We start from the raw sequence: 24,260 nt of genomic DNA on the forward strand, positions 1-24,260 counted from the left end.
GCTGCTTCATAAGTGTTTTGATTTTTGTACCTGTAGCCTCTAAATCCAGCACAGGTTTAAGATATGTAGTTTTCACGTTGATAACTCCTTACAGTCCGGAGCTTCAACGCCTAAAAAGGAAGGTTACGCAGAAACTCCGCTTACAAAAATTGATTTACAGTTCGACAAACTGTTTTCATGCCAGCATTCATTCTCACACCAAGAATGTTCAGAGAAATGACATTCCGACCACGAATGACTGCTATGATTGAGACAATTGGAAATGTAATTACTCATAGTTTTCATCTCTGAAACTCCTTGTATGAATTAGCCGGCACAAGCCAACTTTTGCGTCGTTCCAACGCTTTGTGATTTTAATATATCATAAAAATACATTTTGTAAATTAGCGACGTTCTTTAATTTATTTTTTCTCCAACTTCCCGCGCAGCTCTTTTATATAACTCTCAATAATTCCCCGGATATGGTCTTCAGTATTATGCTCTGTCCATTTCTGAATATGATTAGGAACGGATTCTTTACAAAAATCTGTATTAAACTGATTGTTATAAAAATCTATTTTGTTCTTTAGATTCGCAAATTCACAGCCAAACAAATCGTTGTGTTCCGCAATGAAGTTTTCGGCTCTTATGAAATCGGGCCACATCTTCTGGCACTCTGCGATGATGTTTTCTTCTGTGTAGATTTTTGGGAACATAGCTGGAATGTGGTTGCTGTGATATCTCAAGATCCCATACTTTGATTTGTATTCAACAACAAAATCCTTTGGCCAGTATCTTACATACAGGATGATGCCATATTGAACGAAGACAAGTCTTTTCCAGTTAATAACTTCATCGTGTACGGGCTTTCCGTTGAATTTATGTAAATCCCGCAGGAAGCCTTTACTTGTTGTATATCCCTTCAGGTAAGTCTTAATAACATCAAAATGGAGCCAGACAAAATGATAAAGCGCTTCTATTTCCTCATTAGTAAGAACACATTCTTCTCTACTGGCTAGAAGTCTCGAGTTTTTTTTCAACGTGATACAAAGTTCATTTGAACTGTCGTATTCATCTGTCCGATTCCTGCGGTTTTCAAAATGAATAGTCCCAAAAGGCCTTAGTCCAGGTCCACATTTCAGATTACAAGGAAGCCCAAACTCCCTTCCAGAAATGATTGTAAAATCAGTTGTATTTTCAGCGTTCATCCGCATCTCCTTTTAGCCAGTACAATGCCCCGGCAAGTTGGAATAAATCCGGCAGTATTTATTGTGATTAATTATCGTTCGTGTTTTCCGTGTGGACTGTATGAACATGATCCGGTTGAAGTTGAGCCACAAAATTTGCACTTCTTTCCATCGCTGCCATGCATATGCTTGCCGAACGGACTGTAAGAACAAGATCCATAAGATGACGAACCGCAGAAAGCACAATGGCCGGAATCTGTAATATGTTCATGCTTTCCATGAGGGCTGTACGAGCAGCTTCCAAATGATGATGAACCACAAAACTTACACTTTGACATATAATCCTCCTTCAAGCTGATTTACTATCAACTGACAATTACAAGAATAGCAAACAGATTTATCATTTAATGATAAAAAATCTTTCTCAAAAAACTCTAAACCCAGTCTTCACGAAAATTGATTTCATGGCAGGAATAAAGCTCGTCCATAACCGCCAAGATTTTCTGGCGGCCTTCAAGCATGAGGCTTTTTAAGACAGGACCAAGATCTGAAATACAACTTTCCAAATATTCACGTGCCCTTTTACTCATATTGCGGGTAAAGGCTTCTTTTACCTCATCGCTAGTATCCCGGCAGACTGCAACTGCCAGATCATACTGTGTAACTTCCCTCAGAACCTTCTGAATGCTGCGGTCATCAAAGCGGACAATGTCTTCAAAAGCCAGGAACGATTTATGGAAGGCACGATTAAAATGTGTGTAGCCTTTACGTTTAGCCAGATTCTTTTCAATCTTGTCGCGGCCATCACTACCCATTCTCTGGATTTTACTCATTGCCCCACAAGTAAAACATTGAGACTTATAAAAATCAAAAATGAAATCAGAGAACTTGCGGGCTAAGTCAATTTCCATTTCATAGAGTTTTGGATCATCTTCTTTATCCAGCAAAAACTCATCGGGCTTATAAGACTTGCCATAAAACTCATCTGTAGAAGCCACTTCTTCCACAGCAGAGGACAGCATTTTATAATCTTGCAGAATCGGTTCTTTAATCGCCTCAAAGAGCTGTTTGCAAGCTGCCTCAAAAGCTTTTGCCACTCGTTCATCAAACTCCGGGAAATAATACTTAACTTTCGAGTTCTTATAATCATTATCAAACTTAACCATACCAGGCCTCCTTAGAGTTAGTTTCTAAGGAAACTCTACAATATGGGTATATCATTTAATGATATGAAATCAATTATTTTCCTCTTCAAAAAATTCATCTTTATCTGGATCAAAGAGTAAAGTTTTGACTTTGGCTAAGCCATAGGTATTACAATGAATCTCAAGTTCGTATTCATCGAAATCATCTTTATTTACAGATATATTCTGAAGCTGCAATACAACATCTGAATATGAATATAGGAAATCCGTTCTTTGCAGCAGGAGTTCAGTTTTTTTAATATCATCCACTACTAAAGCTTTATCAACTTCATAACAGTAGTACTCCGTAATAATGATAATATCTAACTCTACTGCCAGCATCTTCAATTTCTTTAAGATATTTACAAAACGATTTTTATAGCTTCTTGAGTCATCCTCGATTGGAATTGTGTTTAAGGAATCGATATAGATAATCATTAAATCATACTGCTCTACAGTTTCCCGAATAGTTTTACATAATTCTTCAAAAGAGGATGAATTTATTTTGGGAACCACAATCTGTGATTCGAAAATTAACCCCAACGCCACTTGTATCTCATTTAAGTCCTGTTTGGATAGCATTCCTGCAACAATCTTCGAAACAGGAACTAAAGTTTCCCGGCTTATCATAGACAAACCAAATTCCTGGTCATTCATAGTATATGAAAAAAATCCGAAGGAACTCTTCTCTTTGACTACAATGCTGTGGAGTAATTGCATTACAAAACATTTCTTGTAATATCTTAAATTCGAACAAACAGTAATTAGATTTCCTTTCTGAAATCCATGCGTCATCGCATCAATGGTTGGAAAACCGGACCTTATTCCACTTATTGAATTGGAATCCTTATATCGTTCTTCAATGTACTCAATTAACTTAAATCCAAGGTCTTTTCCTGTTATTACATCAGTTTGATTTTGCATAATATCCTCCTGCCTATAGAGAATATTAGAATAGCAGACGAGGATATCATTTGGTGATGTCTTCGCCAGAACTTTCAGCATATTCTTCCTTCGGAATGTCTATGCCGGTTAATTTGCTCAACTTATCCAAGGTTTCTGTCATAGAACTTTTTTCTTGTTCTTCCTGCTGTAAGAATTGTTCAATTTCACTATGTTTCTCTATTGCTAAATCAAGTTCAGGTGAAGTTCCTTTTTCTGTATAATTTTCCATAAGCGTACGAACAAGATTTACTGCCTTTTGCGTCTGTTTTCCAGTTACCATTTTTGAAATACGATTTTTAGATGCTAGAATATCAATCGTAGGATAATGATAAGCACATGCAAGCTTCCTGCTTAAAACAATTTGACCATCAAGACAGGCATTCATCTTATCTACAATCGGATTTGCTATATCACCATCGCTATCATGAAGCTCTAAATACAATGCTGTAATTGTACCTTTGTCGTTTGTCCCTGTACGAAAAATAAGATTTGGAATCATCTCAAATACATTTAACGGATATCCATTCTGTGCAAGAGGATCTCCTTTATCAAGTGCAATCTCTCTCTGTGCATAAGCAAATCGGGTAACTGTTTCCATTATGAGAGCGACGTCCTTCCCATAGTTGCGAAAGTATTCTGCTATCGAAGTACAAACATAAGCTGCCCTTATTTGTGAAGCAGCAGGTTGATCATTCGATGCAACAACAATAACCGAACGCCTTAAAGCTTCTTCTCCAAGATTACGTTTGATAAAATCCCATGCCTCTCGAGGACGTTCTCCTATCAATCCAATTACATTTACATCTGCATTATTATTTTGGGCTATCATAGCAAGTAATGTAGATTTACCAGTACAAGACCCTGAGTAAATACCCATTCGCTGCCCCTTCCCCATAGTGAGCATAGAATCAATAGCCCTGACTCCAGTCTGAAAACGACGATCTATTGGAAGCCTTGTCGAAGCATCAGGCGGAGCAACTTCTAATGGATAATATTGGTCTAGAAATAATTCAGGACTATCATCACAAGGATTTCCATCGGCATCAATCACACGCCCCAGTAACGACATTCCAACCGGAACCCAAAGACTAATATCTTCTTGTTTCATATAATGACATCTCCTAAAGTCTGATATGAACATTATTGCACTGCGGATTATCATGTAGTGATATTCTAAAATAAAAAAAAAGGGACCTCTATTTACATAGAGGCCCCAAAACTAAATTAAAATGCTTAGGAGGCGATTTTAATTATTTAGTTTTCATTCTTCAAATAAAACAAAATCTGGAATAAAAGATAATTCTGCCGTTCCGAGTTTGCCATTATGATTTTTGGCGACAATCAATTTAGTGGCACAGATTTCTTTGCTTGTTTCTCGATCAATCAATAAAACCACATCCGCAACACCCTCAATATCTCCAGTACCTCTGAGCGACTGTAAATCAGGTGGAGTCGACGGATAACCGCTGCGAGCAACCTGGCAAGTCAGTACAATCGGAATGTTTAATTCACGCGCAAGAATCTTCAGTTTCTTTATAATAAGTGAAGCTTGTTCGAAAACAGGAGCACACTCATCCGGTGTATGAATCAGTCCAAGATAATCGATGAAAACTATTTTGATATCTTTTTCACGGACAATCTTTTTCGCTTGTTTACACAAGTCCATAATATTCTGATCCGGCTTATCGACAATGTACAAAGGAAAATCTTTTATTTCTTTCAATTGCTTTTTTAGATTTGCTTCTTCCGTTTCATTAAGCTTCGAGTCTCGAATCTTAGAAAATGGAATACGAAGCATGGAAGTCGCCAACCGTTTACGGAAAGTCTCTGCCGCCATTTCAATACTAAAAAACAAACAGTTGTTACCCGGCTCCCTGATTATGTTCTTAATTAAAGATCCAATAAAAGCAGTTTTACCTATTGTAGGTCTGGCCCCTACTACTGTCACTTCCCCCGGAAAAAAGCCGCCTATAAGACTGTCGAGTTTCTTAAAGTTTGTTTTTATAAATTTTGGTTCAATTTTTTTCTCAGTAATCATTTGAGCCTCCTGATAATTCCAGAATAACAGACGGTGATATCATTTAATGATATCTTCATAAGGAGTTTCCTCATCTCCATCTTTTTTTTTCAACATATCATTAGATGATAGGTCGTTTAGATATACTTTAGAGGAAAAACTTGAAAGGATACATGGAGATAAATATGAATATTAGTTTCTATGATAATGAAATAGACGAAGGCCTAATAAAACTAAAAGAGAAAAACAGCGGGTCAATACATAAAGATCCTGAATATGATGAAAACATCATCAACACTTCCGTCCCTGGCAGAGAAATTGTTGATATGGTTACAAACGCAATTGAAAACAATAAATCAGGAATCCGAATGCTTTTTTATGGATTAAGCGGAGCTGGAAAATCGGCTTTAGCAAAATACATTGCAAAGAATATTAAGAGACCTTTATTAAAAAAGAATGCATCAGACATTCTTAATCAATGGCTCGGAAATTCAGAAAAAAACATAGCAGAAGCCTTCAAAGAAGCCAAAGAAAAGAATGCAGTTTTATTATTTGATGAAGTTGATTCCTTTATTCACAGCAGAGAAAATAACTCTGCATCCTGGGAGCTTTCTATCGTAAATGAATTTCTTACTCAATTAGAGGATTATAAGGGAATCGTTATTTGTACGACAAATCTCAAGAATATTCTTGATAAAGCAACTCTGCGTCGATTTCATATCTGTGTAGAATTTAAAGCACTCAAGAAAGAGGGCACAGAAACTTTGCTGAAAAATTATTTCCCTGAATATAATTTCACAGAAGAGCAAAAAGAAAAATTGTTTCATCTAGACACAATTACACCAGGAGATTTTGGAATTCTATTTGAGAGACTTCAATTTGTAAATCAGAAAAATCACAACTCAACCTATATAACAGAACAGTTATGCCATTTGCAGGAAGAAAAAGGTAATGGAACAAAAGCTATCGGCTTTGAATTCTAGAAGGTGGATTTTATGGACGAATTATCAGAAGAGACATTTAAATATACAAAGAAGGTAGATACACTCGAATTACAGCTTTGCCCTGAACTTATAGACAAGGATTTTCTAGCAAAACTTACAAACACACTTAAGAACATTCGTAAAGATATCTTTGAGACATACGGAGTACCTATTCCTCCTGTAAAGATTACTTGTTGTGACGAATCTTTTTCTAATCCAGATATTCAAATCAAAGTTTTCATTATAGGATATTGCATTCATGAAATTAATAAACACGAAAAATCAAATAGTATTCCATCTATCATTTATAACACTATTAAGCATAATCTTCCTTGCTTTATTACAGCGACAACAATTGAGAAAATTTATGAAGAAGTCCAGAAAGAAAATCCAACTTTAATGACTAATCTTAAATCTTTCACGGACTCTTACACAGCTGTAAGACATGTGTTAAAAAATCTTGTATCAGACTATATCCCGTTAAATAATTTGGCTCTTATTTTTGAAAATATTCTTGAGTCTTATGCAAGATATAAAATTGAAAATTGCTCTTTCTGGTATTTATCATCTCATGCAAGGGAAGAACTAGCTCCAATTTTTATAACAGAATTATTGAATACAAATAGAGAATTTCTTTTCTTTGATGTATCAAATGAAATCCTAACATATTTACGATATAACAAAAGAACTTTTAAAAGAGACTTTTTATTACCATTAGTCAATGAAATGAAAAATATCATTAAAGAAAATCCTTCCGCAAACTTTATTTTAGATTTGGATGAAGAACTAAGATATTTTTATCACATTTCGCTAAAACCTGTATTTCCCGATTTACGAATAATTAGAAAGGAAGAACTTGATAGAGCAAATCTCTTTTCTCCTTTTTCACGGAAACTGATTAAAACTATTGATATACCAATTCCAAACAAAGAAGCCCCTGCAGCAGACAAGAAAGCTGTGAAAAAAACTCCCTGGATTAAAAAGATATTTAAGAAATTTAAAAAATAATTTTCTACGCTATCACACTATGATAGTCTGCCGGTCGTATATTAATCATATAAATATGAAGGAGGCTATGCTTATGAAAAGAGAAGTTTCTGCTGAAGCCAGAAAGGCTCAGGTTATGGTCGAACAGGCAATGGGGGATATTACCAGAGCAACCCGCAAGGTGCTGATGGATTATGTCAGCAAGATGTATGTTGTAAGCTTTGCAAAAGCAATCGCTTATCTCGGTCTTGAATCCGAAGATGCTCTCGACCTTTTAAACAGCATGAATGATGAAACCCGCCGCCAGGTAGAGGCCTTTGCAAAAGATTATCAGAAATCAGATGCTAGGGTCATTTCCGAAGTTGAGCATATTGTCACATCTTCCGGCATGGACTTTACCGATGATTATAAAATCATCAAAGACAACATTATCCTTTCCGGAAAAACCTTTGCAGAAAATGCCGTTCATAACTTCCAGAAAGAAACTCCAATCTTCAAGAAAAAGATTGAAGACTGCCTGTTTTGCTTCGAAGATTTCCAGTACCTCGATGACAGAGCCATTCAGAAGGTCTTAAAAGAGACCGACATGCAGGAACTCGCAAAAGCCCTCAAAGGAGCTTCAACCGAAGTCCAGGCCAAAATCTTCCGCAACATGCCCCAGCGCTCAGCCAATATGCTTAAGGAAGACATGGAATGGATGGGCCCTGTCCGAGCACAAGACGTAGATGCTGCCCAGGCCAACCTTGTCAAAATTGTTTTCCGACTTTCAAATAACGGCGATATTCTACTTACGCTGAAAGAAGATTACGGAAAATTGTATATATAAAAAAAACCTCCGTTTATAATTTAAGTATAAACGGAGGTTAATATCATGGTGAGATAGTCCAAAATCTTATTGTTTCATTTTCTCAATTACATATTTTCCGTCTTTATAATCCCAAACAAAGATTTCTATAGAGCAATCAAGAGAATTTATAAGAGGCTCTACAAATTCCAATTGAGACTCAAAGCCATCATCTTTATAAACAAGCGGTGCTATCACAAATTCTCGAAACTCTTTCTTACTAAGAGGAATATCAAAGTCATCACAAAGTTTATCTTTATTAATTATTTTGGAATAAGTATAAGCTTCCAGAATACATCGTAACAAAGTCTCTTTAGAACAATCTCGTTTTAATTCTAGAAAATGAAGAATCTTAAGCCCTGCTTTTGCACCATCTTTTACACTTAGTAAATCAATTTTTCCAAGTCCTTCATCTTGTTTAGTATTCTTCAATGGAATTTGATAATCAAGGATCTTGCCAAACTCAGCAGGGACCTCTTTATACTGACAATACATTGCATGAGCAATTTTTTCTTCTCGTCTTTCGCCGCCTGGATGTTTATTAAAATCAAAGTCTGATTTACCAGTATGACTTTCAGTCTTATATGAAGTTTTTCGAGTTACTGTAATATTGTTTAGATCAGACTTAAACTCATCAAAGTGTTTAACCAGATAATCTACAATTACTTTTGAATAGTTTTCTTTTGTATCTTTTGTTTCTCCGGTAAAATTCGTGCACTTATCTTTGTAAAGATTTTTGCAGTCTTTTATCCGGAAATACCGCTCAACCATCTGGGTTATTTCTGATTTTGTGTAGTTTTTAGACATTGCTCTTTATCCAATTAAAATCTTTTGCGAAAAAAGTTTCTTTATAATCTATTTACTTTTTTTTTATTATTTCTAGATTATTTTTTAATCAATTTTTTCTCCAGTAACCTTTTGTTCAATATAACCTATATAAACTTCAGCACACAATGGTTCTCCTTTTTCATTTTTACGATCAATTTTAAGCCCGCCTAAGTTTACAAAAGAACCACTTCCTACAACTTCTTTTTTTTCTGCTGTAGGAACAAGCTTTATAAAATCATTAATTTTCTTTTTATGATCTGATGTTTTCTTCTCCTCGGGAATAATCTGATATACAATAAAATATGCTTTTGAACAACCATTTTCAGATGCAAAAGCAATTGTACCTGCAACTGCAGATAATAATTGATAATAAACATCCTTAAATTTATCATTATAATTACAGCCAAAAAAATTCTTACACAAGATATTACACCTTGTTTTCTTTCCATCACTGTTCTGCCATGAACTTAATCTCTTATCAAAAGATTCTGAAACTTTAGCCTCAAAACATAATGCGATTCGTTCACCATCTTTTTCAGCAATACAGGCTAAATCATGATGACGAGGATCTCTTGGATTATCATCAAAATGACTTAAATGCTCTGGAAATACATTAATAAGTTTTAAGCCTTTAAATTCTTCATTATCTTGTAAAAGCAATTCAAAATCTTTTCCAACATAATTTTTATAATTCGTAACTATTTTTGCCAACTCTTTTGCACTAAATTTATCTTTCCACTGCTTGTCTCCTCCAGCTGGCGGCAAAGCTAATTTCCATTCATCAGGATTCGAAATATTAATATTTATTTTCATAATCTTTATTCCTCCCTTAAATAATCATCCAAATCAATTTTCTTCAGTTGTTCTTCCGACATATGGACAATATTGTGCTGTGCCCTTTTAAGTAAAACCAGATTGTCTTTGCGGCAATTATATCCATCATTTATTTTATGATGGACGTCATAACCATCACCTATTCTTTTGCCATAAAAGCCCATAGCAATTAATTTGTAGACTTCTATTTCGTGATCCAGATTGTATTCTCTCTTTGGATCTAAACGTAAATAACCATCACCATTATTGTCGTCCTGGAAAATAACATGATACTTACCATTAGAATAAAAAGCGACTCTTCCTTCTGAACTTACTGCATATTTTGTGTAACCAGGATTAGTCAAAAATCTCCATTCCTCATCCGAAGAATAAGTCTCCAATTCTTTTTTGCTGTAGGCTTCGTCAGGAGTTTTTGGATTGTATCTCTTCTCTGATTTACTTTTGTCAAACGCATCAGTTAAATCGGGATACTCTGCTTTTATTCTATTCTGATAAACATCCTTGTCTACTCCACGCTGCCATGTAATTTTTCTCAACTTCATATATTCTGTTTTGAATGCTTCATTTGAATAAATATAATTACAATGCAGATTAAGAGCCTCTAAATTATCTGTAAGAAAATTTATAACTTGTGATTCGCCAAAATTATAAATCGATTCATTCTTCATAATTAAAAATAGAGAATTATGACAGTCAGAATATTTTTCAGCCACTTCTTTTAGATTGAGTATTGGTGTAAAAGCTATATAAAATTGTATTTTGTCATTAAAGCACAAATCAGTTTTTGCAAATGAAATCAATTTCTTTGCTACCTCTAACTGATGCTCTATAGATTTCTTATCAAAAGCGTCATAAAACAATTGGTATAACAAGACTGGATTTTTAGTCTGATAACACGCAGATGCAGTTCTATGAAGAAATTGATATACAACATTTTTATTTATTGCTTCTTTTGAAGATTCAGGAAAATCACAATAGTTTTCAATATATGAATACCAGGATTTTAATACATCATCTTTATTTGAGTTTACACTTTTAGATTTTTCCCACTCACTTATTGTTTCATATAAATCTTCTGTAAATTTTCCTTCAACTGCAATCTGTTTTTCGCTAAATCCATTTACATCATTGTAACGAATCATAAGATCTGTCATTGAAGGTCTTGCTCTTTTTACATACTGATTGTTGATTTTTGGTTTTACAGGAAATTCAAAAAACTTCTTAGAATTATCAAAGTCTTGTTCAGTCCAGCCAATTTTGTTTAATAATTTATTTATATAAAAAGAATTCTTAGGATTCCAGAATTCAGCAAGAGGAATTGAAGAAGTTTTATAGGAATGAACATCCGTGGTATATAAACCATCCAGTGCTTTCTCATAAGTATTATCTGTTGAACCAAAATAATAATCTACATTGTACATAATTTTTATCTCCTATTATTCTACATCCCATTGGCCAATCGTGCCATTTGTTTAACATTCATTCCCCACTCATTCACCAGCCACTCTGGTTCAAGCGGCTGCACATACATGCCGTGACTCAGTACCCAGCCAAGCAACGGATAGTCCTGATTAGTGGTAAAGGTCATTATCGTACTTCCATCACTCTGCGTTTCGAACTTCTGGTCTTCGGCCCAGTTGTAGGTTTTGATGTAATTGAGCGTTTTTTCAGAAGTTATTTTAAGTTTGCAGTTCATTAGTTCCGGACCGATGTAGCGACGGAAATTGCCCTTTGCTCTCTTTGTGTATTCAAAATCTGGAGGAAGTTCGAATGTTCGCGGGTCTATCTTCAAATCGTGGATCCCTGGCAGATTGTAGAATCTGTTGGCTTTTACATCCGGCATCTGATTGTAGGTGTACAGACTCCACATGCCTTCGCTGTAGATAAGCTGCCAGGGCTGAACAACAAATTCTCTTTCGTAATTCAGATACTTAAAACGGATGTAGTTATTCTTTGACATCGCCTCTTCCAGCTTTGTCCAGATTTCGTCATCGATTTTTACAGGATCCATACCAAGGAACAGAATACGGTTTGAAAGCTTCTTTGAATTAAGTTTTGAATCTTCATCAATATTGTCAGAAAGAGAATTAAATACTTCAATCGCTTTTTTATAAACCGGGGTGTTCTTTATCAGGTTAAGAAGATTAGACATCAGTTGTGCTGCGACAATCTGTTTTTCAGATGTAAGCATTGCAGGGATTCTGAAAGATGGCTGGGTATAATAAAAACCCTTTCTGATTCTGTCATACTGCAAGATATCTTCTGCACCGAACTTCAAGCGCAAATCTCGCAGGTCACGGTTAATTGTTGGAATGGAAGCTTCTGTTACTCGAGCAAAATCTTCTACACTCGGATATCCGCCCTGGGATATCATCTGGTCAATCTTTAAGATTCTTTCGAGGCCATTCAAATACTGTTTCTTTACCTTTTCTTTTACCATACGTGTCCTCCTATGTGACACACTTAATATAATATGCCTAGACTATCATTGTTCGATAGTCTGAAATTTTTCGTCAAAATATTTCTGATTATATTTTTTCCGGCGGGACCAGAAATTCCATTTTTTTTGAACCTTTGGTTCTTCGATAAATTTCTTAAAGGCATCCGGATTACGTGAGAATTCGTTATAGGTAATGCAAACTTCAAACATCTTCGCGTTATCGTTTATATCCTGCAGATATACCATAACCTGGGTTTTCATAGAATCATTGATTCCATATTCAATACCGGAATAATTGTAATTCATTTCCAGCATTGTCTTAATTGAATTTTTTGTGATATCAAAAAGACGTGGATTAATTTCGAATTCATCACAAAAGGTTTTTACTTCTTTCCGCAATTCTTCATTACTTGTTTTTATGAGCACCTTTATATATTCAACTGCAAGAGCCGTTTCACTTAATTCAAAGTTCCTAAAGAGACATCTGTTACCGACATAGATTTTCTGGTCTGGCATTGAAACCATCGCCATAACCCATAAATCAAAATCATATTCATCGAGGATTGTTTCCATATAAAACTCATAAGTTCCTTTGGAAGCATTATGAATAACTCTATAATCAAAGCCAGTTTCCTCTGCAATTTTCGGAATTGCTGTCTGAATGAACTCAAGCGGCTTGGCTGCTGAAGACTGAACTTTTATTTTCTTAGCTTCCTTTATCAAGAATTTCTTTTCTGCTCTTTTACAGACAACTGATTCCAGCTGATATAACTGAATTGTTACATCGTTATATAATTCTTCATCAAAATCTTCTTTATCCTTATGATTCTTGAACTTATCAAGATTCGAATATATTGTGGCCACCGCATTCATGTATTTCACATCTATATAGTCGCCTTCCTTTGTATACTCAAACAATGCTCTGGTAAGAGGTTTATGCTCCACACATTGGACTGGCATTAATTCGAGAGCCTTTGCCAAATAATAATTCAAAGCCCAATCACATTTGAAGAGAACTATAGGACGGTCAAAATTTACCTCATCATAATAAAGACCTACAAACTGTTCCTGCCCGTTTTTAAGAATTACATCACATCTGTTAATTGCTGCTAAGACATGGTTCATTGACTTTAATTTCATCAGCCTCAAGTTCCTCTTCAACTACAATGGAATAGTCTTTAATTACTGAATACAATTCTGTATCAGATATACATGTCCAGTTTCCTAAACTTTGCCTGATATTATTAGACAAAGCTGTTCGTAAATTTCTTACAATTACAAAAACTGGCGAATACCCTTTTTCAGACAAACAACGAGCTTTTTCTGACACCCTATTATTAAACTCTTTATTTTCAACAGGAGTAAAAGCATAATAAGGCAATTCATTATTTGACCCAGGATAATATATACGTTCAGATAAGGCTTCTGCCAATGCTTGCGAAACCCTGATTACATGAATCCTTTTATTGTCATCCGCAATCTTCTGCAAAAACTGGTAAGCAAGTTTCTCTCTGACTTTTTCCATCAATTCAGACAGTCTCTTTGTTTCCTCTAGATTATCTGCTATTGTTTCCAAAATCGTATTCATATCCCGAATTGAAACACCCTCTTCCAGCAGCCAGTTCAGAATTGTTTTCAGTTTTGAAGTTGAAAAGTTATGTATGAAAAAGACATCATCAACAACATCCGGATTCCTATCACGGACTTTATTAATAAGAGTATTCACCATGCACTGGTCCAAAAACTTAGTGAAATTCTTTTTTATTACTTTAGTAAGATGTGCACGAATAACGGTTCCCCAATCTGCTATAACATAACCTAAGTTTCTAGCTTCTGCTTCTTTTTCTTTAGGGATAATAATAGCATCTATACCAAATGCAGGGTCTTTTGTTTTTTCACCTTCTAATTCTTTAGTAACACATCCTGTATCCAGGCATAAACAATAACCTGGTCTTGCTTCAGATTTAGCTATTTCTGCACCATGTAATAACAGCCTGTATTCATTTGGTTCGAGGCACATATTATCTCGGATATGAATAACTGGTAAAGGTAAGCCATATTCTCCATCCATTTCATTGCGAAGATATTTTAATTCAGCTAATAAGTCTGAATCATCATGATCTACTAACGGAATTAATGCATACCCTATTTCCAGAGTTAGTTCAAATGGCTGCTGCCCAAAATCTCTATAATCCTCGTATGGATGAATTTTTCTCCAGTTTCGTGACCTTCGTCTTTTACTAACTGCCATAGTATCTCCCGTTATAAACCTGACTCTTCTTCAGCCTTTCTGCCTTCATAATAACTCACACTCTTTATCATGATATTTCAGGTTGAAATTTTTCATCAAACTTCTTCTGATCATATTTTCGCTCCCGGCACCAGAAATTCCATCTTCGCATCTTGTAAGGAGCACTTATAAATTTCTTAAAAGCTTCCGGATCTCTCAAAAATTCATTGCAGGTTATTACAATAAAAAACATTGAAGAATTTTTATCTTGCTTTCTTAGATAGACCTCGAACACAGTTGTGTCAGATTTCAAGCCATACTCTATTCCTGTTTTCTGATAATTTGTTTCGAGTAGATTTTTCATTGAAGTATAGGCCTTTTCATAAAGACGCAGATTGATTTCAAATTCCCTACAATACTTTTCTGTACTTCTTATCAATTCATGAGTAATAGTTTTTGTGAGTTCACCCACTAAACCCAACGCCCAACCTGCTTCATCAATTTTAAAGCTTTCTGTAAAAGCTGGCGTACAGACATAAATTGCGTCTTCTTTTTTGGAAACAAAAATAAAAAGGCAGAACTCTATATTATAATTACTTACTTCAGTTCCAAGACAATATTCTGCAACCTCGTATTTCTCGTTATAAGATTTTTCATATTTCAGCTTGTAAAATTCAGGTATCGCAGTAAATCCTTCTTCTAGAATCCTTTCTACATCACAAGACTTATTATTTGAGTATTTAAGTTCATTCTTTCTAAAACGTTTTAAAGCCCTGTTGTAAATTTTCTTTTCTGTCAAATTAATCTGATTTGTTAAATCATTATTTAATCTTTTATGAAAAGGCTCTTTTGTTTCGTCTTTATACTTTCTCAAGTCAGCATAAATCTTAGCGACCCAGTTATAAAAAGCATCTGTAATAAATTCTCCTTCCTTAAAATTATCATACAGATTCTCTGTAAGAAGACTATCATCTACACATAGAACATCAGCTGTTTTCAGATATTTATAAAGACAATTACTTAAAGTTCCTGATTCTTTACATATAACATAAGGAGCCTCTTTTTTCTTCGAATCATAATACAAACCTAAAAACCTGTTGCTTTCATCTCGGATAATAACATCACTTTGACCGATAGCAGAGAGAAGATTATAAAAATGTCGTTCAGGAGTCTTAGTTTTTTTTTCCATCAAAAGAAAGTTCTCCTTCCGCTTTAATTTCTAATGCATTATTCAACGCTAAGCATTCTTTATCAGAAACACAGATAGCACCTGGCATCAACCATCCAATATATTCTGCCAAAGGAATACGAATTGCACTCTCACATAGGAAGACTGGAATAAATTCCTTTCTGGTCATGATAAGAGCGGATTTACTTAAAGCTTTTGTGAACTTTGTAATTCCTGCCCAGCCAAAATTTAAAAATGGAATTTCAACTCTTGAGTCTGGTTCATAAATATGTTCCGCCAGAATTTCACTTACACTATGAGGTACCTTAATTACATGTAAAACATTCTTTTCATCTGCATATCTCTGTAAATAAACTAAAGAAAGTCTTTCTCTTACTTTTTCCGCTAATTGAATAGGGTTATCTTCTTCCCTCAGGTAATCCGCAATAGTTTCAAGAATTGTGTTCATATCATTGATAGGAACCTTTTCTACAACCAGACGATTTAAGATAAGCTTCAAATCTGTGATTGTAAACTTTCGACTAAAAAATACTTCGGATACTAAATCAGGATTATTCCTTCGAACTTTCTCAACAAGCTGATTAACATAATAATGATTTAAAAATTTACCCTTATTTTTAAGAATTATTTCTTTGAGATGATTTGAAATAACAGATGCAGGAGGAACCAGAATGAATCCAACTTTATGTTCCATTTTCGCTGCTTCTTCATCTGGGATAAAATATGCATCTACACCAAAGGCGGGGTCTATTGTTTTCTTCCAGGATGGTTTAATCTCTGGAGCAAGTTTTTCATCTGTTACAACGAACAGAGTATAATCCTCCATAAAGGTCCAGCGGCCAACCTCTGCTCCTTTAAATAATAATGAATACTCAAGTTTTTTTAATTCACTTCTATCTCTGATTCGAACTCTGGGGATAGGAATACCTGTTTCCTCACTTACAGTTTCACGGGCTTTTGATAATCTTTCGCACAAGTCACCACCGTTCTCTTCTTCAACCAAAGGAATTAAACCATATCCAAGATTTACTCCAAGAGACTCAACTTCTTCGCAATAGTATTCCTCAATATCTTTCTGATAAATTCCGTTCTCATTAGTCATTATCATTTCGTACCGCCTTTCCAAATTTCTATGCATTTTGCCCCACCTTTGGGATCCAAGTAGCCTTGCTCATACGTAGATCTTTTATCCACTTTATTGCATAGTCGTATTCATTCTTGCTCGTCAGAATCCAGAGTGTCTGTTTTGCCTTTGTGATTTTTGGAACATCTGCGTAACCATCGGTGAAAATAATCATGCCCTGAAACTCCGGATGATTTTCGTAGTAGTCGATAGCGCACTGAAAATCGGTTCCACCACGACCAGTGATTCTGATATTCTTTGCAGCCTTCTTGAGCTCGAACTCTTGTTTGATTTCAGTATCAAAAGCAATCACGTTTATGGCTTCAACACCATAAGTGAAAAAGCGGTTTATGATAGAGAAAAAGTGTACAAGATCATCGGAGCCGATGGAACCACTCACATCTACTGCAACAAGCAGATGAGTCTTTGGCTCAAACTGACTTCCCATAAACTCAAAGCCGTAACGGCGGTTGGGCTTCATTCTTGTAAGCTTTCTACGCTGGCTGATTATGCTTGCACGGAACTGCGAAAGAATGCGACGGTAGTCCATCGGGATTTTGAGAGAGGCTGTAATTGTCTCCTGGAACTGCCCGCTCACACTACCCCACTGATTTGTTTTCTGGGCCTTCTGTATCTGAAGATTTACCTTGTCGGACATTTCTTCATCTTCGTCCCACATCTCTGAAGCATCAGCAGCAGCCTCATAATCCCAGGTCTCACCATCACCTAAGTCTGGCGAAAGATGCATTTTCCCCTGCCCCTCATTTTCTTCATTGTTCATAGCTTCAAAATCAGGGCAAATGTAATAGAGCTTCTTGTAATACTCCTCGTAGCTCAGTCCGTTTTCAAAATCATAATAATTGGCATCCTTAAGATTCTTGTCGCGGTAACAATGCTCGCTGATTGTAACATCGCTGGCCGTTGTTAGTGCAGAACGGTTTGGACTCTGAGGCACACGCTGATATGGATGCTTGAGAAGAATGCGGGTCACTTCATTTTTCAGCCCCTGCGCAATTTCTTCTGTTGAACTATCCTTGAGAAGCTCCGGATTATATTCAATGCGTCGCTTTCCGGTTCTGAACGAACACTTCATGTCACTGTTGGGCTCAAGCTTGTGAGTGCAGTAAACATTGAAAAGAAGAGGCTCATACAAAAACCATTTATCAACAACGCTGCTGATTCTTTCTTTTACAGACATTATTTAATCTCCGCAACAAACTTGGTCATCTTTGAGTAAAGCTCAGGGCACTCACCGATGATGAAGACAAGCGCATTAGGATACATTGTTCCGCTGAACATGTTTGCAAAGTGTGCCATTGCCTCACGCAGCTTCTTTTCTTCAAGATAGTAAAAATATGAAGCAAGATTTTCAGCCATCTGCTTCTTATCAGCTTCTCCATATTTATCACTTTCAAGATAGACAAAGACTGCATCGTTAATAGTCGCAAACTGCGGAGTCTTGTAGCTCTCAAGCTTAAGTCTGTTCATCTCAAAGTTACCAAGCAGCAATTCCTTTGCTGTCAAAAGATGATTATGATCGAGGAATTCAAAGAATCGGTTTGCAGCGACTCCACCGACAATTCCCGCAATCATGCTTTTGTGGCTCTGCTTTAATACCTCTTTGCCTGTGATGATTTCTGAAACACGAACCCAGGCACGGCGGTCCGGAGTTTTCTCCAGATTCTCCATATCTTCAATGGCCATCTGATTGTCCAGGGCCTTTGGATTCGCTGCGATGTAAGAAGTGATACGTTCATCAATTCCATTTTTGTTAGCCCACAATAACCAGTCCTGAACGCTAGGTACAAACTCATAAATGTTGAAACGGGAAACGAGAGCCGGGTCCAGATCTGTAAGCTGATATTCTTCACCATTGTTTACTGCAGAAATAATACGGCTTCCTGCAGGAAGAGAACGGCCAGCAAGCTTGCGATTCAAGGCAAGGTCCATAATTGTCTGAAGCACTTCTGGTCGGGCACGATTCAACTCATCCAGAAACAAAACTACAGGAGTATCATCTGTAGGGAACCAGTATGGAGGCATAAACTCTGTATGACCTGTCACTTCGTTTTTATGCGGAATACCAATAAGGTCACCCGGGTCACTCATCTGCCCCAAAAACAGTGACACAACCTTACAGCCTTTAGCGGTATAAAATTTTTCCAATATCTGCGACTTACCAATTCCGTGCTTACCCATGAGCATGATGTTCTGAGTAGCAGGTGTTTCTTCCAAAATCTCCAAAAGCAAATTACCATCAATTCTTACTGACATATATAAAACCTCCTGTTGTTATCTTTAATTTAATCATATGTAACTATCATTTAATGATAGGGTAAAATAAAAATATTCCCAACGCATGGGAACTACAATTCCTTGAGCTCTTTCATTACCTCCTCGGGCATCTCTAAGAATTCCTTATGTAAAATCTGAATCTTCTTTCCACGAAAATAAAGAACAGAATACAAATATTTCTGCTTCAAATCACAAAAACTCTTTGCTTTTCCGTTATAGATTGCTCTAATAGAATTCTGAGCAATCTCCACTGTCTTTGGAGTTAAACCCAAATCACTTTGATCAATTCTCATATGTTCATATAAAAGTTCAGACAGTTTCCCGTTTTCATAAAGCTCGTTGCACACATCAGAAATCAATTGTTCCATCTTTTCAAAATCTTCTAAAAAATAATTTTCTATGAACAAACCTGGAAGCATACGTAATTCAATAGCTGCTATTCCAATATGAATAATGATAGAATCTGAAAAATACTCTTCATTTAAATGACAAAGACTAAGGCTATATTCTGTACCTGAAGCAGTTTTCTGCATTGTTGTTTTCAGCTTATATTTTTTTCCCAACTCAACAAGAAAATGATCAATACATTCATTCACCCTATAATATGAAAAATCTTTTGTAGATGATTTACACTTATTAAAGCCTATCAATTTATAAGTATCTATAAAAAGCGAATTCCAGAAAAGTTTATGAGTTATTTCAAGGAGATTTCTTTTATCTTCTCTGAGGTACATTTTTAACAGTTCATTAGGATTTTCATTCTCACAGACAATCATAACCTTCCTCTTTAATGGTTAACCTTTCAATTCCCTTGCAAGTATGCCCGGATCTTTCAGAAAATCCCTGTGAAAAATCCGGATCATTCTTCCCTTATACAACAGTGAAGAATACAGTTTTCTTTGGACAAGATTTCTGTGTTTCTCACCACTTGCCTCATACAAAGTCCGGATTGTATTCTGTGCAATCTCAATTGTCTTTGCAGTTAGTCCTTCCGCACTTGCACTAATTTCCTTGTATTTCTCACGCAGCTCCAAAAACTTTTCTTTCTGATTTTCAAAAAGCTGCTGGCACATTTCCTTTATGATGTTCTCAACAAGCACATACTCTTCCAGCCAGAAAAGTTTGAGCAAAGGATTGTGAGGTAAAATCCTCATCGTAATATCCTTCTGGCAGACAATGATAGAAAGTTCATCCATCGTAGACTTTTTATTCTGGTAATCGTAATAATCAATCTTCAGCTTCAGCTCAGTTCTATAGGGATGGCTTGTCACTTCGCAGTCCAGACCATAAGTATGGCAGATGTCGTTAAGTACTCCTTTTAGACTGCCCACAACCTTCTCCGTTGTAAGATTATGTTCAACAAAGTAAAAATCATTCTGATAGGTATGCTTCTTCAGAATGTCGCAGAAGAGGCCCTGCCAGAACTCCGACTGCAGGCGCCCAAACAATTCTGTCTGTTCTCGTTCAAGAGTAACCTTGAGAGCAAGCGGATCCAGTTTCTGATTTCTCATACAAGGACCTCCTCTGCAGCCACTTCATCAAGCAACTCCTGAATTTCCTGGTCATAATTCTGAACAATAGACGAGCACAAAACATCTTCAATACTTTCTTCATGAAGATTATTGAGAAGATTAATGAGGATAGAAGAATCCCTTGAAAAAGGTTTATGATAAATCTCAACCGCATAAACGGTCTTGTCTCTTGCCACAAGGGTCAAATCACTCTTAAGGCGATTCTGTTTAAGTTTATACTGCAGCCCCTTCTTACCAAGGATTGTTTCGCAAAGAGCCTTAATTGATGTTGAAACTATTTCCGCAGTCTTGGTGTTCAGATAGAACTTCTTGCGGGCAGCCTTTGTTTTTTCGGTCAGGGGTTTTATATCAATATCAATATAATCCTGTATCCATTTGATTCCGGACTTATATTCTGAATGAGTAAAATGCTTAGTGCTGATATGTGGAGCCGAAATCGAGAAGTCGCCTGTCTCACACTCAATTCCTATATAAATCGGATAAGGCACAAGTGACATATAAAAATGTTCATTATGAGAAAAAGCATTACACTTGAGCCCATTCTCTTTTGCAAGAGCTCTGATATCTTTCCTAAGTTCAGAAATCGCCTGCCGCACTGGAAGCTCCTGACCGGGCGCATAAGTCTTCTGCTTCAGCAAAAGCGCATCATAAGCCTTTTTCCAGAATTTGCCGGAAATGTGGTAGATGATTTCGTTTATTTCCATACATGGTTCGTAGTTCTCATTCATACCTTTAATATAGGGGTTGGAACTATCATTTAATGATATTGAGAAAAGATTTTTGAGATTTTTATTTTTTTTGCAATTTTGCGGTAAGAATCTGTGGATTTTCCAGGAAGTCTTTGTGAAGGATACATACTCCTTTACCATCAATCCCTAACGCGGTAAAAAGATAGCCCTGAAGTATATTATCGCTTTCTTCCGAAGATTTTTTATAAAGGCTGTATATAGAAGACCTGGCTATTTCAATTGTTTTAAGGTTCAAAGATTTCTGATCTGTATCTAATTTCTTCCGATACTTTTGAAAATCAGATATTTGTTTTACAGGAGCCGCAAGAAGTTCTTCACAAAGGTCATTAATTACATTCTCAACAACCAGATATTCATCAAGCTTATAGTTACAAGCCAAGACACTGTAAGGCAGCAGCGAAACAATAATTTGAGAATCATCTACATAAACATCCAGTTCACTTAATGTTGTCAGCTGCCTTTTTCGCGTATGCGTACTTACGTAGCTGATTCCAAGATTCAGTTCAACAAAGTCCTTTGCAGTAACTCTCCGGCATGCAACCTCGTATTTTCCCTGAAGTCTTTTGAGAACCTTGTGTAAATACTTATCAACAAACTGAGGAGTCGGTTCACTGCCAAGCAGATAGAATTCATCCTGATAACTATGACGATTCAACACTTTATAAAAAGCAGGCTTCCAGAAATCGCATTTCCACAAGTCTTTCTGACACTGTTCCAGAAGCCATTTCTTTTCCCGTTTCATCATAGCTGTCATTCCATTAAATTCGTAGTCCCAGTTTTCAATTTCAATCATATTTATAATATAGTCATGGCCTCTATCATATTGTGATAATGAAATAACTATCCTGCCATCTGCACCACCATCCCCAGAATACAGACTCCACACATAGCATATACAACCAAGTCCAGCCAACAGAATCTTCGTTTCTGCTCCGGAATCTTTTTGATAAGCTCAAGGTTCTGTTCATTACAGGTCCTAAGAAAGCTGAGTACGCTGGTCTTAATCTCCCCTACCCTCTCGTTGCAGACATCCAGTGCTTTACCGCAATCAGATTGTAAAAGCGTAAACTGGTCTTTTGCTGCTTTATCAAGTTCCTTGTTATAACTGTTAAGAATGTCATCCATCTCATCCTTCAGATTCTTGATGGAATCGGCCTTCTGCTGCAATAGAGCACAATTATCAGCAACGTTTTTGTCCATTGAGGTAAAAGTATTTGTGATGGAATTAAGAGTCTCATCCATCTTCTTCTGAAAGTCTTCAAGAGCTAGCGTCATTTTTCCTTGTGATTCTAGCAAGGCCTTTTTAAGTTGAATATTATCGAGCTCCACATTTTTTCTTCTGATTTTCTCGTCCAGAGTCCGAGTGTATTCCACCTCATGCTCCAGATTATGGCTTAAACCTTCAACCTTTGTCTTAAGACTATTAAAAGTCTGAATCATTGTGTCATAAGAAGCACGGTTATCATCTTCATCTCCAAGCTTTGAACAAATCTGTTCAAGCATAGATTCAATGCGGCCAATTTTCTCTGGTTCAGTTTCATCCACACTGCCAGGGAGTCGAGTAAAGGTTTGCAGCTTTCGCCCTTCTAAAACAGGTTCTGAAGGAATTTCCTTCTGCTCTTCTTCTACTGCATCATTTTCCATTCTCTACCTCCCTTCTGCGGCGCTCTGCAAGATTTGTTTCTATTCGAACAGGAACTCCATTTTCCCAATACTCTTCCGTATTGCCGCCATCCGCTACAACCTTTTTAATAAGGCCTTTTTCCCAATACTCCCAATGGCCCGGATACTGAATCGCAGGTTCATCATTTTCTGAATGCAGGAACCCGTCCTTAAAATTGTAAATTACAACCTTTGCAGTTTTTTCATCAAACATATCCGAATCTTCTGTATTCAGAAAAATATCTTCGCGACGTATATACTGACCGTTCATAAGCTTTTCAGGATTTACATCATTAAACCTTTTGAATTGAAGATATTTATGGAGTGATGTTGATTTTTTAAAAAGTTCATTTGCTGCAAGCTTTCTCATAAGTTGCATAAACTCATCCTGTGTAAGCGATTTTTCCATTATTTCCTCCCGGAGGTACCGGCTTACCTTCCTGATACCATTCCTCATAATTGTCATTAATATCCTTGATTGCAGGTTCCTTAAGACAATGCAGCACACCATTTTTCCAGTGCTCAATATGACTTCCATCGTGAGTTTCTATAGCAGGCAAAACGTGCTTTTCCTCATCTACAGAATCATTCAAATAGCCATCCTTAAAACGAATCGTAATATCCGGATAGATATAGTCTCCGTTTGCAGGCAGGCCTTCTTCTGTAGGCACCCGCCTGTACTGATACCGCTTAAAGCTTTTCATAAGCTCACTCCAGAACTAACCCATGCTGTATGGATTTACTTTTGCAACTTCCATTGCATCGTGTAGCATGTACTTTGTGAACTCATCAGTTGCCTGTAAAACCCGCTCTATAAAATCCTGTAGCCCTTCATTCTTTGTAACTTCAAGCTCCTGAGAAAGATTCTCAACATCTGCCTTAGTAACATCCATCATAATTGTTACGCCCATATTCCCCTCCTTCAGCCTTTGTAGAGCATCCTGTAAACTCCACAATAGACGCTGAAATATATAGTTTTGATTTTTCTACACCACTACGGGTTGTAAAATTTTTGCGGGTAAGAAAGCCATCAACGAGAACTTCTTTACCCTTTATCAGATCAGGAAGAAGCTTTGTACTAACGTCGTTCATAAAATGAACTTCAATAATCACCGGTTCTTTTTTCTGACCTGGAGTTCCATAATCTAAAAGGCTAAAGGAAAGCATTGTCATTTCCTTATCGCCAGCATTTACTAAAAAGCCCTTTGCATCCTCTGCTAAACGGCCTAGTACAGTTACTCTATTCAATTTC

Annotated in this window: 28 protein-coding genes; 3 read left to right on the forward strand and 25 right to left on the reverse strand. The window is 36.3% G+C overall.

The window, feature by feature from the left end; translation table 11 throughout:
• Positions 1-401: 401 nt before the first annotated feature.
• From BM161_RS09410 to BM161_RS09435, 6 genes are all read right to left on the reverse strand, one after another.
• Positions 402-1,187: a hypothetical protein gene (locus BM161_RS09410; protein WP_074932137.1), complete on the reverse strand. Its 786-nt coding sequence runs from the start codon at positions 1,185-1,187 to the stop codon at positions 402-404.
• Between the two features lie 71 nt (positions 1,188-1,258).
• Positions 1,259-1,504: a hypothetical protein gene (locus tag BM161_RS09415; protein ID WP_143090534.1), complete on the reverse strand. Its 246-nt coding sequence runs from the start codon at positions 1,502-1,504 to the stop codon at positions 1,259-1,261.
• A 96-nt stretch (positions 1,505-1,600) separates the two neighbouring features.
• Positions 1,601-2,332 carry a FliG C-terminal domain-containing protein gene (locus BM161_RS09420; RefSeq protein ID WP_074932143.1) on the reverse strand — a complete coding sequence of 244 codons (732 nt, stop codon included), beginning with the start codon at positions 2,330-2,332 and terminating at the stop codon, positions 1,601-1,603.
• Between the two features lie 69 nt (positions 2,333-2,401).
• On the reverse strand, positions 2,402-3,274 hold the full coding sequence (locus BM161_RS09425) for a DnaB-like helicase C-terminal domain-containing protein (protein ID WP_074932146.1): 873 nt from the start codon (positions 3,272-3,274) through the stop codon (positions 2,402-2,404).
• Between the two features lie 46 nt (positions 3,275-3,320).
• Complete coding sequence (gene fliI, locus BM161_RS09430) at positions 3,321-4,403, reverse strand: hypothetical protein (protein ID WP_074932149.1); 1,083 nt, start codon at positions 4,401-4,403, stop codon at positions 3,321-3,323.
• Positions 4,404-4,556: 153 nt separating this feature from the next.
• Entirely contained in the window at positions 4,557-5,333 is a 777-nt protein-coding gene (locus BM161_RS09435) for a DnaB-like helicase C-terminal domain-containing protein (RefSeq protein WP_074932152.1), read from the reverse strand.
• A 164-nt stretch (positions 5,334-5,497) separates the two neighbouring features.
• On the opposite strand from BM161_RS09435, the gene BM161_RS09440 reads away from it, so the two are divergent.
• The 3 genes from BM161_RS09440 (at position 5,498) to BM161_RS09450 (ending at position 8,108) form a co-directional block, all read left to right on the forward strand.
• Complete coding sequence (locus tag BM161_RS09440; RefSeq protein ID WP_074932154.1) at positions 5,498-6,295, forward strand: ATP-binding protein; 798 nt, start codon at positions 5,498-5,500, stop codon at positions 6,293-6,295.
• Between the two features lie 12 nt (positions 6,296-6,307).
• On the forward strand, positions 6,308-7,303 hold the full coding sequence (locus BM161_RS09445) for an FHIPEP family type III secretion protein (protein ID WP_074932157.1): 996 nt from the start codon (positions 6,308-6,310) through the stop codon (positions 7,301-7,303).
• A 73-nt stretch (positions 7,304-7,376) separates the two neighbouring features.
• Positions 7,377-8,108, forward strand: coding sequence for a FliG C-terminal domain-containing protein (locus BM161_RS09450; RefSeq protein ID WP_074932160.1), 732 nt, complete (start codon positions 7,377-7,379; stop codon positions 8,106-8,108).
• A 66-nt stretch (positions 8,109-8,174) separates the two neighbouring features.
• Here BM161_RS09450 and BM161_RS09455 read toward each other — a convergent pair whose 3' ends face one another.
• The 19 genes from BM161_RS09455 to BM161_RS09545 all read right to left on the reverse strand — a co-directional run bounded on the left by BM161_RS09455 (position 8,175) and on the right by BM161_RS09545 (position 24,256).
• A complete protein-coding gene (locus BM161_RS09455; RefSeq protein ID WP_074932162.1) occupies positions 8,175-8,933 on the reverse strand; it encodes a hypothetical protein in 759 nt (252 codons plus the stop codon).
• 84 nt (positions 8,934-9,017) lie between these two features.
• Positions 9,018-9,767, reverse strand: a complete 750-nt coding sequence (locus BM161_RS09460; RefSeq protein WP_074932164.1) for a DUF6946 family protein — start codon at positions 9,765-9,767, stop codon at positions 9,018-9,020.
• Positions 9,768-9,772: 5 nt separating this feature from the next.
• Positions 9,773-11,209 carry a DUF6946 family protein gene (locus BM161_RS09465; protein ID WP_074932166.1) on the reverse strand — a complete coding sequence of 479 codons (1,437 nt, stop codon included), beginning with the start codon at positions 11,207-11,209 and terminating at the stop codon, positions 9,773-9,775.
• 20 nt (positions 11,210-11,229) lie between these two features.
• Positions 11,230-12,228, reverse strand: coding sequence for a helix-turn-helix transcriptional regulator (locus BM161_RS09470; protein ID WP_074932167.1), 999 nt, complete (start codon positions 12,226-12,228; stop codon positions 11,230-11,232).
• A gap of 45 nt (positions 12,229-12,273) precedes the next feature.
• The gene (locus BM161_RS09475) at positions 12,274-13,368 is read right to left on the reverse strand and encodes an EscU/YscU/HrcU family type III secretion system export apparatus switch protein (protein ID WP_074932169.1); all 1,095 of its coding nucleotides are present in this window, start codon (positions 13,366-13,368) and stop codon (positions 12,274-12,276) included.
• Complete coding sequence (locus BM161_RS09480; protein ID WP_074932171.1) at positions 13,328-14,479, reverse strand: FHIPEP family type III secretion protein; 1,152 nt, start codon at positions 14,477-14,479, stop codon at positions 13,328-13,330. Before BM161_RS09480 ends, BM161_RS09475 begins: the two co-directional genes overlap by 41 nt.
• Positions 14,480-14,546: 67 nt before the next feature.
• Positions 14,547-15,647 carry an EscU/YscU/HrcU family type III secretion system export apparatus switch protein gene (locus BM161_RS09485; RefSeq protein ID WP_074932173.1) on the reverse strand — a complete coding sequence of 367 codons (1,101 nt, stop codon included), beginning with the start codon at positions 15,645-15,647 and terminating at the stop codon, positions 14,547-14,549.
• Positions 15,631-16,755, reverse strand: a complete 1,125-nt coding sequence (locus BM161_RS09490; protein WP_074932176.1) for an FHIPEP family type III secretion protein — start codon at positions 16,753-16,755, stop codon at positions 15,631-15,633. Before BM161_RS09490 ends, BM161_RS09485 begins: the two co-directional genes overlap by 17 nt.
• A gap of 22 nt (positions 16,756-16,777) precedes the next feature.
• Complete coding sequence (locus BM161_RS09495) at positions 16,778-17,968, reverse strand: VWA-like domain-containing protein (protein WP_074932177.1); 1,191 nt, start codon at positions 17,966-17,968, stop codon at positions 16,778-16,780.
• The gene (locus tag BM161_RS09500) at positions 17,968-19,044 is read right to left on the reverse strand and encodes an AAA family ATPase (protein WP_074932179.1); all 1,077 of its coding nucleotides are present in this window, start codon (positions 19,042-19,044) and stop codon (positions 17,968-17,970) included. The genes BM161_RS09495 and BM161_RS09500 overlap by 1 nt, the downstream gene beginning before the upstream one ends.
• A gap of 92 nt (positions 19,045-19,136) precedes the next feature.
• Positions 19,137-19,841 carry a hypothetical protein gene (locus BM161_RS09505; protein WP_074932181.1) on the reverse strand — a complete coding sequence of 235 codons (705 nt, stop codon included), beginning with the start codon at positions 19,839-19,841 and terminating at the stop codon, positions 19,137-19,139.
• An 18-nt stretch (positions 19,842-19,859) separates the two neighbouring features.
• Positions 19,860-20,576, reverse strand: coding sequence for a hypothetical protein (locus BM161_RS09510; RefSeq protein ID WP_074932183.1), 717 nt, complete (start codon positions 20,574-20,576; stop codon positions 19,860-19,862).
• Positions 20,573-21,325, reverse strand: a complete 753-nt coding sequence (locus BM161_RS09515; RefSeq protein ID WP_143090536.1) for a hypothetical protein — start codon at positions 21,323-21,325, stop codon at positions 20,573-20,575. Before BM161_RS09515 ends, BM161_RS09510 begins: the two co-directional genes overlap by 4 nt.
• A 61-nt stretch (positions 21,326-21,386) precedes the next feature.
• Positions 21,387-22,139 carry a hypothetical protein gene (locus BM161_RS09520; protein ID WP_074932187.1) on the reverse strand — a complete coding sequence of 251 codons (753 nt, stop codon included), beginning with the start codon at positions 22,137-22,139 and terminating at the stop codon, positions 21,387-21,389.
• Between the two features lie 47 nt (positions 22,140-22,186).
• Positions 22,187-22,990 carry a hypothetical protein gene (locus BM161_RS09525; RefSeq protein ID WP_074932188.1) on the reverse strand — a complete coding sequence of 268 codons (804 nt, stop codon included), beginning with the start codon at positions 22,988-22,990 and terminating at the stop codon, positions 22,187-22,189.
• Entirely contained in the window at positions 22,980-23,417 is a 438-nt protein-coding gene (locus BM161_RS09530) for a hypothetical protein (protein WP_074932190.1), read from the reverse strand. The genes BM161_RS09525 and BM161_RS09530 overlap by 11 nt, the downstream gene beginning before the upstream one ends.
• Positions 23,392-23,712, reverse strand: a complete 321-nt coding sequence (locus BM161_RS09535; RefSeq protein WP_074932191.1) for a hypothetical protein — start codon at positions 23,710-23,712, stop codon at positions 23,392-23,394. The genes BM161_RS09530 and BM161_RS09535 overlap by 26 nt, the downstream gene beginning before the upstream one ends.
• 15 nt (positions 23,713-23,727) lie before the next feature.
• Positions 23,728-23,919 carry a hypothetical protein gene (locus BM161_RS09540; RefSeq protein ID WP_074932193.1) on the reverse strand — a complete coding sequence of 64 codons (192 nt, stop codon included), beginning with the start codon at positions 23,917-23,919 and terminating at the stop codon, positions 23,728-23,730.
• Positions 23,888-24,256, reverse strand: coding sequence for a single-stranded DNA-binding protein (locus BM161_RS09545; RefSeq protein ID WP_074932195.1), 369 nt, complete (start codon positions 24,254-24,256; stop codon positions 23,888-23,890). The genes BM161_RS09540 and BM161_RS09545 overlap by 32 nt, the downstream gene beginning before the upstream one ends.
• Between the last annotated feature and the right edge of the window lie 4 nt (positions 24,257-24,260).

This window comes from Treponema bryantii, assembly GCF_900113965.1.
Taxonomy (GTDB): Bacteria; Spirochaetota; Spirochaetia; order Treponematales; family Treponemataceae; genus Treponema_D; species Treponema_D bryantii_A.